General features: G+C 61.6%; 8 protein-coding genes. 3 read left to right on the forward strand and 5 right to left on the reverse strand.

Translation table 11 applies throughout. The features are described from left to right. The coding region (locus ALI144C_RS00140; RefSeq protein ID WP_441297520.1) for a helix-turn-helix domain-containing protein at positions 1–329 on the reverse strand (329 nt) is incomplete at its 3' end. Positions 330–402: 73 nt separating this feature from the next. Here ALI144C_RS00140 and ALI144C_RS00145 point away from each other — a divergent pair. Then, a complete protein-coding gene (locus ALI144C_RS00145) occupies positions 403–1,008 on the forward strand; it encodes a tyrosine-type recombinase/integrase (RefSeq protein WP_076984921.1) in 606 nt (201 codons plus the stop codon). A gap of 581 nt (positions 1,009–1,589) precedes the next feature. Here the strand turns inward: ALI144C_RS00145 and ALI144C_RS00150 are convergent. Both ALI144C_RS00150 and ALI144C_RS57075 read right to left on the reverse strand, forming a co-directional pair. Further along, positions 1,590–2,066: a nitroreductase/quinone reductase family protein gene (locus ALI144C_RS00150; protein ID WP_202818803.1), complete on the reverse strand. Its 477-nt coding sequence runs from the start codon at positions 2,064–2,066 to the stop codon at positions 1,590–1,592. Continuing rightward, a complete protein-coding gene (locus tag ALI144C_RS57075; RefSeq protein WP_237773862.1) occupies positions 2,023–2,259 on the reverse strand; it encodes an SDR family oxidoreductase in 237 nt (78 codons plus the stop codon). The genes ALI144C_RS00150 and ALI144C_RS57075 overlap by 44 nt, the downstream gene beginning before the upstream one ends. Before the next feature lie 1,290 nt (positions 2,260–3,549). On the opposite strand from ALI144C_RS57075, the gene ALI144C_RS00160 reads away from it, so the two are divergent. Then, the gene (locus ALI144C_RS00160; RefSeq protein WP_237773863.1) at positions 3,550–4,467 is read left to right on the forward strand and encodes an integrase; all 918 of its coding nucleotides are present in this window, start codon (positions 3,550–3,552) and stop codon (positions 4,465–4,467) included. A gap of 30 nt (positions 4,468–4,497) precedes the next feature. After that, a complete protein-coding gene (locus ALI144C_RS57080; protein ID WP_237773864.1) occupies positions 4,498–4,707 on the forward strand; it encodes an integrase in 210 nt (69 codons plus the stop codon). A 473-nt stretch (positions 4,708–5,180) separates the two neighbouring features. Here the strand turns inward: ALI144C_RS57080 and ALI144C_RS00165 are convergent, their stop codons facing one another. Then, on the reverse strand, positions 5,181–5,651 hold the full coding sequence (locus ALI144C_RS00165; protein ID WP_076984922.1) for a hypothetical protein: 471 nt from the start codon (positions 5,649–5,651) through the stop codon (positions 5,181–5,183). Between the two features lie 8 nt (positions 5,652–5,659). After that, positions 5,660–10,735, reverse strand: coding sequence for an RHS repeat domain-containing protein (locus tag ALI144C_RS00170; protein WP_237773865.1), 5,076 nt, complete (start codon positions 10,733–10,735; stop codon positions 5,660–5,662). Between the last annotated feature and the right edge of the window lie 49 nt (positions 10,736–10,784).

The following is a 10,784-nucleotide window of genomic DNA, read 5'->3' on the forward strand; positions in this document are numbered from 1 at the left end:
GCCAGGGCGATCAGCCGGGCCTCGACCTCACCGGTCACCGGGGACGGCACCGGCGGAAGCTCACGCTTCTTGCGAAAGATCGTGGCATGCACGTCACCATCGGTCTCGGCGAACCGCTTCGCGACCAGCCGCAGCATCTCACCGGACACCCCGAGCCGCGCCGCGACCACGTCCTTCGGCTCAGGCTCGCCCACCGAGGTGTCCAACGCGAGCAGCACCCGCGCCCGCCTGATCGACGATGCCGGGTGCACACCCATGGTGGTCAGCCGGAGCAACTCTTCACGATCCCGCGCCGACAACCTGACCGGCCGCTTCAACTGGGAGGCCATGACAACAGCCTCCCAGCCACAGGCACCTGAACTAAGCAGCGACACCCTACTAGGAGACCACACCGACTGGCTATTGGTCATCACCACCGGCTGGACTGGCGCCCGCTGGGGCGAGATGACCGGACTCCAACGCGCCAACACCCACCTCGACGATGGCTGCATCGTGATCGACCCAGACGTCGGATGCCTCCATGAAGGCGCGCACGGATTTTGGCTCGGACCACCCAAGACCCCAGCATCCGCGCGCGCCATCACACTGCCACCGTTCCTCATCACCCTGCTACGGGAGCATTTGGACTCGCATGACCACGAGTTCGTGTTCCCTACGCCGCGCGGCTGGTGGCGACGTCGCACCGATTTCGACCGCCGGATGTTCCGCCCAGCTATCGACGGCAACCTGCATAAGGCCGAACCACCGACACGCACCTACCCTGTCCGGCCTGGGTTGACCTTCCACGGCCTACGACACAGCCACAGAACCTGGATGATCGCCGACGGCATCCCCGAGATCGCCCAAGCCCGTCGCCTCGGCCACCGACTCGACAACCGCATCGTCGAGACCTACAGCCACGTCGCCCCAGAAGTCGAACGACGCCTCATGCGATGCCTGGAACGCCGATGGCACAAGGCCCGTGCAACAACCAACCCAGCGCTGCCAGACCACAACCGGTCAGCGTGACCCCCACCACGACGAAGTGGTGGGAAGTCACAGCCACGGCGTCCGGAAAGTCCTACATATCGCACCTGTCGACCGCATGTTGATCACAAACAAGCTGCTGTGGATCTTCACGCGGTCGCGACGGCAAGATCAATCCTCCAGAAATCCTCCACCGGATCGATCCGAATCGGTTCCGACTGGATCTGGAGATGATCACGAATGATCGTTTCACAAACGAGTAAACCCCTTCCGACCTGCTAAAACGACAGGGTTTGAAGGGATTCGATCAAGGAGTGGAGCTGAGGGGATTCGAACCCCTGACCCCCACACTGCCAGGGTGGTGATCAAAATGTCTGTGACCTGTCAGTATGACGAATCGTCACGTCACGGCCATCCTGTGGCGTGCTGTTCACTGCAGTTGACTACGGTCCAGACGCCGTGGACTCTCCAGATTTCCTCCACCTGCAACAGTGTGAGAGGCATCAGCTTCGTAGCACATTCATGCCCACGAGTCGCACGATCGACCAACCCCCACGTACCTATCTGTCGAGGGGATCCGCGATCACGGCCGATGGTGGAAGCTGATGCGCATCAGCCGGCTGTCAGCCCCGGTCTTCGAGCCGAGTCGGCCGGATGGTGCCGAGGTCGTAGGGCTGATTGAGATTCGCCACGATCTCCGCCAGCACGGCCTGACGTTCAGCTGAATAGGTGACAGGCGTGGCCCGTACGGGCAGATCCGCACAGATCCCGGTCTTGAGGTGGAAGGTGAAGTCGGGATTGGCGAGAAGGTTCGCATGCCAGTCGGTCGCGGCACCGCCAGCGCCGCTACACAGGTAAGTGGTGCCCGCAGCTCGGTAGAAGAAGATCTCGATGCGGCGTGCTCGGCCGGTGCGGCACCCCAGCGTCGTGATATCGATGGATCCGTTCTCTGTGCCCGCAGCTGGGGTGATCTCGATGGCTCGTCGGATGTGGTTGGGAAGGTGGACAGAGACGCGTCCCGTGCGGAGTCGGTCGACCCGGTCATGTCCGGAGTGCTCATGTGGTCTTGACCTGAAGGGCGGGGCCGAGGAGGAGTCCACCGTCGATGACGTACTCCGACCCCGTGATGAACGGCGGGTCTGATGACGTGAGGAACAGGAGAAGCCGGGTGACGTCGGTCGGCTCTCCGAGCCGGGGGATGGGGATCAGGGCATCAAGACTAACGACGTGGTCAGTGCGGCCGGTGAAGTCCCGGGCCGTCAGTGGAAGTTGTCGCGGCACGATCAGTCTCATCTGCGCACCGACGTGCCCGACAGGCGACAGGGCTGTGCGCTGCATATCGGGCGGGTAAGGGTGTTCGGGTAAGGCAATCCAGCCGACGGTACTGGTTCCTTCTCGCTCACCTGGGCTGGGCGGTAGGTGGCTGGTGCGGCCCGGATGCGTGGCGTACGACGTCGTCGAAGAACCAGTCGGACGTGATCACCGCCAGGATGCCGGGTGAGGCGGTGAGTTCGGCTTTGAGTGGCTGCGCCTCGATCAGCCGAAAGGTGTGGGTGAGCGAGGAGTCCTCGCGAACCAGCGCTGCCGGGATGCACGAACAGTCAGATCGGCACCACGCTGTTGCGATCCTCGCTGGCCCTCACGAACCAGCGCTGCCCTGCCTGACCAGGACATATGTATCCAACAACACTGAGAGACACCACGCAACGCCCACACTCTGACACGACACGCCGCCTACAGCTTCGGAACCTACCGGCGTTTCACCCCGCACTGGGGGGTTCCTAGATCAACAACTACCGCTCAGCCAATGGCCATGACGAACACCCCAAGCACCAAGAGGAACGGAAACCCCAGTCGCCATTCCGATCCACTTAGTGCGATTGTCCCGCTTCATTTGGCCGAGAGGGCGGCCACGTTGTCACGGCGGACCTGGCGAGGCGATCGGGGTGGGGCAGCCGGACGTCACGGACGACGACACGACCCGGGCAGCCACCAAGCTTGGCCAGACGCTGCGACGAGCTCCGTTCCGCCTTCCGACCCGCCCGAGCGCGACCCAAGTGCGGTCGCCCAGTGACAGCGGACGTCCGGGAACAGCAGTTGCCTTCCGGTGATCACCCGGTACCGACGTTGACTGCGAATAGGGGACGTTCAGTGCAGTTCTGACCCGTTCGGAAGGTACACCCGTTCGTGGACGACCCCATTTGGCGTTAGTCAAAGATCTGGAGCCAGCCGCTCCTTATTCCCTCCGGCTCACAGCTTCTCAAGATCATTTCGTAACTGTTCGTGACCCCATGAAGATCAACAAGCGGACACGAAAAAGCCCGCCGACCTGGGCATCTACCCAGAGCCAGCGGGCTCACTTCGACCGTCGGGACGACAGGATTTAAACCTGCGACCCCTTGACCCCCAGGGTTGTCCATAAAGGACATATAGTACAGGACTAGAACCTTGGCACGGCTCCTATGCCAGTTCAGTGCAGATCAGCGCAGATAAGATCTGTTAAACGCTCCTCTTTGGACTCCTTCTGCCCAGTCAGCGCCCCTTGACGCTGCGGCTGCCGAAAATCTCATCCGCGCTGGTCAGATGCTGTACACGGTCAATCAGCACCGTTCACTTACGGTACTACGGCAGGATGACCGGCCCGTGCTGCTGCGACTGGCCTACCTTGGACTGATCAACACCTTCGCCCTGCTCCGCATGCTCCCGACGAGCAACCGGGACAAAAACATCGAGATCCTCGCCCTACGACACCAGATCGAAGTACTGCAACGGCAACTCGGCGCCACCAGAGTGCGATTCAGCCCGGCCGACAGGGCGTTGCTCGCCGCGCTACTGCACCGGGTACCACGCCACATCTTGCACAGACTCCGTCTGCTGGTCCGCCCGGATACCATCCTCCGCTGGCATCGCGACCTGATCCGCCGGCACCACGCCAGGATGTCTCGACCGAAACGACCGGGCCGACCGCGCACCATCCGGTCCATTCGAATCCTGGTTCTACGCCTGGCCAAGGAGAACCCCAGCTGGGGCTACCGTCGCATCCACGGCCAGCTGCTCGTCCTGGGCGTGAGAGTCGCCGCCTCAACCGTGTGGCAGATCCTCACCGACGCGGGCATCGAACCCGCGCCCGAACGCGCGTCCAGCACCTGGGCCCAGTTCCTCCGTTCACAAGCAGAGGTCCTGCTGGCTTGCGACTTCCTCGAAACCGTCACCCTCACCGGCACCCGCATGTATGTCCTGGTGGTGATCGAACACACGCACCGCAGGATCCGTACCCTCGGCGCCACAGCCCATCCCACCGCGGCATGGGTGATCCAAGCCGCCCACAACCTCGTCATGGATCTCGAGGACGCCCACTGCCGAGCACGATTCCTGATCCGCGACAGAGACGGCACATTCCCTCAACTGTTTGACGACATCCTCGCCGACGCCGGCATCCAGGTCGTCCTGAGTGGTGTTCAAATGCCGAGGATGAACTCGTTCGTCGAACGCTGGATTTAGACCTGCCGACACGAACTGCTCGACCGCACCTTGATCCGGAACCAGAGACACCTGCTCCACGCACTCCGCGAGTACGAGCGCTTCCACAACTCGCACCCGCCACACCAGGGCATCGCCAACGCCCTCCCAGTACGACCACTACCACAGCCGATCACCAGCCAGGACAAGATCACCGATCTCGACATCCGCCGACGCCCACGTCTGAGCGGCATCCCCAACGAGTACCACCACGCCGCCTGACCAGCACGAATGACATTTTCGGCAAGCACACGGTCACCCGAGACGAACGATAACTGTGACCAACTATCGATCAAACCTCCCCGACACCAGGCCCATCACGGCAACCGTGTCAGAACCAGTTTTCACGCGACCACGACAACCCAGAAGGGGAAACGCGCCAGCACGATACCCTAACCAGACCTGGCAATCGACATTCACCAAAGGCCAAGCAAATTCGGCAACTCCGCCGCTCAACTTCCGATAATAGCATCATCACGACAGAAAGACATTATGTGAAATTCCAGCATCGTAACACCAACCTCTAAACCCTCAGACACAGAGCATTGAACCGAGCGGCAACGTCTACACCGCAGACGCAACGACGCTAAGGCGAGATTGCAGCGAGCACAGGCTGATCAATCTGCGCGCCAAGTTCCGACACGGCACTGAATCTGCGTTGGGTTTGAGAATCTCTCGTCAAGACCGTTGGATGTTCACGTACCTCCGTTGAAGTACAGGACTCCTTCGGTCAGGTTGACTGTGAAGCCACCATAATAACGGCTGGTCGAGTTGAACTCCCTGCTATAGGCGTCGGATTGGACCCAGGAACCTGGTGCGGCGATCTTGGGGTTAAGTAGTGGATGAACCGCAGCCATCCAGTCAGGTTTCGCTGGTTTCCAATCCGTGGCGGCACCCTTGAGCTTCTGTTTGGCCGCATCATCAAGGTGGATCAGGGCCTGAAACTCGTGTATGGGCGGGCCTGGGGCGCGAGGATCCTCCGGGTTGAGGACCTCCTCCAGCCACGCCACGTCCTTAATCCCTGCAATTTTGGGGAACAAGTCAGTGACTGTTTTGATGTTCGTTTGCAGCCGCACTTCGGGCTGCACCGCCTGGGACGCGCCTTGCGGCGAGCTATCCGCACAGCCCGCGAGCACCGTCATGAACGCTGCCGTGATCACGATCACATGTGTTCTCATCTGCTACCCGGTTTCGAGACTTGGGGGTTCGCTGGCGCACCCCGCGTCCATGTTACTTCTCGCGTAAGTGAACCATACTGGTTGAACCCCTTCGCCCACCCCAGTTGAGCGAACCGGCCATTTTCTGAATCCTTGATGCCAGTAGCGATATCAGCTTCATTCTTGTTGAAGTTGTAGCGGTCCATCGCATTAATTGTAATGGTCATCTTGAATGCGTTTCCCGCACGTTCTACTGTGGCGCTGCCCCAGATGCCGTGCTGACCGATAGCCTTTTGCCAGTTCTCAGTTTTCGGATTACGCACACCTATCTGGTCGCCGGTGATCTCAAATTTAGAGTCAGCGACCTGGTCTGAAATTCCTTCAGCGGATTGCCGAGCTTGATTGATCTCAGCATCGACCGCAGCATGGATCACTTCATCCTCTTCGTACGCTTCCTCGTAGTCGAACTGAAAATCCTTCCCCCTGCCTGCCCAATACCAATAGTACGCTTCAACCCCGTCATCCAGATCATGATAGCAAGGCCAGAGGCTGAGTGGCTGACAGCTAGACCTAACCGTCGACATTTGCATCAACCATTTACTGCGGCTGCGATGGTCCTCATCTGTGGGTTTGATGGCCGGATCGTAGATGAAGGAGTCATCGCTGCGCAACGCCGGACGGCGAGGCTTGCCCGTGCTGTAGCGACCACTCGACTTGGGATCGTTCTTCTTACGTTCCTTGTCCAGGAAGGTCTTGCGTTCGTTTTCGTAGGTTGCCCTGCTGCTGTTGACGGCTGGGTTGTAGCCGCAGAGGACACCGTCAGGGCCGCAATTCTTCAGGCCGGTGGGGTCGGCGTTGCTGATGGGGTTGTTGCCGCCGTACGTGTAGCCGTTGAGTTCTGCGGGGCTGGCAGGGCTCATGATGGGGTCGGCGGAAATGAACCGGCCGGTGACCGCGTCGTATTTACGGGCTCCGATGTCGGTGAGACCTGTGACCTCGCTGGTGGGTTTGCCGAGGAATCCGCGTTGGTCGGGCCAGGGTCCGCCTTGGGTGTCGCCGAGGTTGTTGCCATAAGGGTCTTGGTCTCGTCGGGTGACGGCGAACCCGACGGAGTTCACGGTGATTTGGCCGGTGCCGTGCGGGTCGGACAGCAGGTACTGGGGGTTGCCGGTGGAGCCGACGCGCAGCGCGACTGTTGCGCTGCCGTGGGTGTAGTAGCGGGTGCCGGTGACGACGCCGGTCTTGTTGTCCCGCACGAGTTCTTCCTCGGGCAGGTAGAGGGTTGTCTTGTCGGGGTCGCGGCGGATGAGTTGTCCGCCGTCCGCGTCGTAGGTGTACGACGTTTCGCCTGCGGGCGTGGTGACGGTGGCGAGTCGGTTCTCCTGGTCCCAGGTCAGGGTTTGGTTACCGGACTGCGCGCTTCGGGTCAGGGTGTTGCCAGAGGCGTCGTAGGTATAACCGGTGGATCCGGGCAGCGGGCCGGTGGTGGCGGTGCTGGTGAGTGTGTGCGGTTGCTTGGCGCCAACTGCTGGGTAGGTGTAGTTGGTGACAGTGTCGCCGCCGGTGGTTCCGGGCACGGCGTGGGTGGTCTGTTGTTTGCGCAGGCCGTTGGGTTCGAACGTCCAGGACATCCAGTAGGGTTTGGGGCCGCCGACAGTGGTCGAGCTGGGTGGTGTGTTCTTGCAGTCGTCAGTGGCGATCCAGGCTTGTGACAACCGGTTGAGTGAGTCGTATTGGTAACACTGGGTTCGGGTGGGTGACCCGACGGGACCGCGGATTTCCGTTGTTTTGGTCGGGTTGCCGGCAGGGTCGTAGGTGTATTTCAGGTCGCTGATCTGGGCGGCGGCTTGCCGGACGGACAGGTTCTGCCCACTCAGGCGCCGGGTTTGCGGGTCGTAGGCGTAGGTCAGCCACGCCGAGCTGTTCAGTGTGGACAGCGCGAGCTGGCTTGTCTCCCCGTAGGGGGTGTAGGTGGTGTCGGAGACGTAGTAGAAGTCACCGCGTAGGGTCTTGGGCTGGCCGAACTTATTGTATTCAGTGCGTAGGATCTCGTCGGGCAGTCCACCCTTGTACGCGGGTTGGACGCTGAGTGAGAGTCCTGTCGAAGTGAACGAGTACCTGGTCAGGTAAGTATCGGCGAGACCTGTTTCCCCGCTGGGGATGACGGTCCGGCGGCCTCGAGGCAAGCCCATGTAGTCGTAGTCAGTGACCGCCGAGACGTAGTCACCCTTGTCGGTGTGGCGGACCGAGGATGAGAGTTTCCCGGCTTGCAGGGTGTCCCAGATCCATTCGGTCAGCTTGGGTCCATTGATTGGTCCATCGTGGACAGCTGTTTTCCGGCCCAGTGTGTCGTATTCGTAGGACAGGGTCTTGCCGCGGGCGTCGGTGGTGGACGTGACCTGGTTGAGGAGATCGTAGGTGGTGGTGCTGGTTCCGGTGTCCGGATCGACCTGGGAGACCTTGCGGCCGAGGAAGTCGTACTGGTAGGTCCAGGTCGTGCCTGCTGTGTCGGTGACTGATGCCTGCTGCCCGGTCGGGGTGTACTGGTACTTGGTGACCTGTGATGCGCCGCCGGTCACGTGGCCGTTGCCGCTCACCATCGGTGGAGTGGTGTATTGGTGCAGTTCGGTCGTTTGGCCGCGGACGTCGGTCACTGTGGTGGACGTGACACCGCCTTGGGGCGGCAGAACCGTGGTGCGGTCGCCGCCGTAGACCGTTTTGGTTTCCCAGGTCGCGTTGAGTCCCTTGTAGGCGGTGGATCGCTCGGCGCGGCCGGAGCCGTCATAGTTGACTATGGTGCGGTCATCGACGGCGCTATCGGCGACCTGGACGAGTGTGGTGCTCGCAGCACCGTTGGTGTAGTACCGGTTGTTGCTGATCCTGGCCCAGCCGTGTGAATCGTAGAAGGTGTCTTTGACCGCCCGACCGCCAGCCTCGACGTCGGTCTGGGTCTGGCGCAGTTGCCCGAGACCGTCATAGAGGTTGATGGCGGTGACGTAGTTGGTGCCTTTTCCGTAGTCGACCAGGGCCCTGGTGGTGACAGCCAGTGGGCCGTTCAGCCGCACGAGATAGTCGAAGGTGGCAGAGGCCGGGTCGACGTCTTTGGTCTGCCCGGGTTTCCACACTGCGATCAGCCGTCCGAGTGGGTCATAGATGGCATCGGTGCGCTGCTCAGCGACATTGATCTCAGCAACCGTGTTACCTCGCGACGGCTCGCGCACGGTTGTCGAGGTTTGCTGTTTCGGGTTGGTGAGCACGACCTGCGAGAGGATGCCGCCGTCCTCAGGCGTGTACGTGGTCGTGCTGATGTTCCCGGCCGCGTCGGTAGTCGACTTCGGCCGCCCGGCCTTGTCGACCGTGGCTTGCGCCAGGACATTGAAGGTTAACGTGCCGTTGTGGTTGTCGGTCGCTGTCTCGGTCTTCGACGCGCTGCCGAGAGTGACCTCGCCGAGGGTGTTGGACGTGTCGTAGTAGGTACGGACGTCCGACAGGATGAGCCGCGGTGTCGGATCGCCCTGAGGGCATATCTCTTGAGAGGTGATGACTTCTTTGGGTTTGTTGCGGACCCAGGTCACGGTGTTGTCGGCGTATCGCGTCGTGGTGCATAGATCGGGCACGCCATCGCCGGAGCTGGTGGACGCCACCAACCGGCCAACCGTGTCATACCGGTTGGTGGTGCTGGTGGTCTTGGTTCCGCCTGCTGCCAGGTGCGTGAACGACTGGGTCTTGCCGGTCGCGGTGATGTTCGCGTGCAGCGGGGACATCCCGGTACGTGCCCGGGTCGCGGTGGTCGCGACGGTGGTGGGCTCGGTGAGCGTGGTGGACAATCTGGGGCCGCCATCGCCGTTGAACGTCTCGACTTCGCGGGCTTGGTCGGCGTAGAGGTCGTTGTCGGGCAGCTCGGTGCCGAACGAGTCGCGGACTTTGGCCGGGCGCTTTCCGTTGTTGGGCATGGTGTCGCCGTCCATGCCCCGGAAGTACGTCGTCTTGGTCAGGGTCCGTTTGTCCGCGACACCTCCGACGTTGTTCTTGGTGTCACCTGAGCGGACCTCGACCTGGCCGTAGCCGCGGAACTGCCCATAGGTGCGATTGGTGGGTTTGACGATTTCGTTGTCGTCGTAGTGCCACGCGGGTTTGCCGAGATAGCTGTAACTGGTGACCTGAGTCGGGGAGATGCCGTTGCGGTCTTGGACCTGGACCTCGGTCACCGCGTACTTGTGGAAGTAGTCCAGGATCACGTCAGGGAAGTACGGCGGGTTCCACTGGACCGGATAGCACATCTTGTCGTTCGTGGACGGGTCCGCTGGCACTGTGTCCTTGGTGCACTCCGCCTTGCTGTACGCGACGTTGATGAATGACCCGGTTTCGGTGGCGATGTTGGTCAGCCGCCAGTGCGCCATCGCGGGCAGGTTCTTGTGTCCCAGCACGCGGTTGTCGAACAGCTGGCTGGTGAACGACACCGGCGGCAGTGTGATCGACTTGCCATCCGGAGATGTGCCGTCTGGCCCGAATCCGGTGCGGACGATGGAGTCCAGCCGCAGTTCCCGGTCACCGTACCCGAGGCCGGGCAGGGTCTGGTTCAAGGTGTGAGCGTCGACTTTGACCGGGCGCGTCCCGGTGTTGTACCAGGTGGTGATCGTGGTCAGCTTGCGCGTGGTCCAGAAGGTCGGGGCGTGGTTGTTACACGTCTCGTCCTTTTTGCACTGCTGATCGACCGGGACATCTGGCCAGGACAGGGCGTTCTTGGTGGTCATCTGAGCTGGGTCGGCGCAGTTGACCTTCGGGTCGACCGCGGGGTCGCAACGTTCCGCTGTGTCGAATGTGATCTGCCGGGGTGCGGTCTGGCCCGCTATGCCCGTGCCGGTGTCACGCAGTCCGTAGTCGATGCGTTTGAGATTGCCGCCGCGGATGTATCGGACACCGGTAGTGGATTTGTTGGGGCCGTAGTAGTTGGTCTCGGTGTTGTAGTAGTAGGCGGTGGCGTTGCCGTACGTGTCCACGGAGTAGTCGAGGTTCCAGCGCCACGCCTGTGTGCAGGAGGCTTTGCCGAAGTCGCTGTCGTAGCACGGATCTCCCTGACGCGGCCCGTACACCGGCATGGTCCATGTCGAGGCGGCTTCCTGACTGCGGCCGAAGAAGTGC

This window comes from Actinosynnema sp. ALI-1.44 (assembly GCF_001984155.1).
GTDB lineage: Bacteria > Actinomycetota > Actinomycetes > Mycobacteriales > Pseudonocardiaceae > Kibdelosporangium.

Coding starts and splice junctions, on each gene's coding strand:
- ALI144C_RS57075 (WP_237773862.1), bottom strand. CDS start 2,259: ATGAGACTGATCGTGCCGCGACAACTTCCACTGACGGCCCGGGACTTC.
- ALI144C_RS00160 (WP_237773863.1), top strand. CDS start 3,550: ATGCTGTACACGGTCAATCAGCACCGTTCACTTACGGTACTACGGCAG.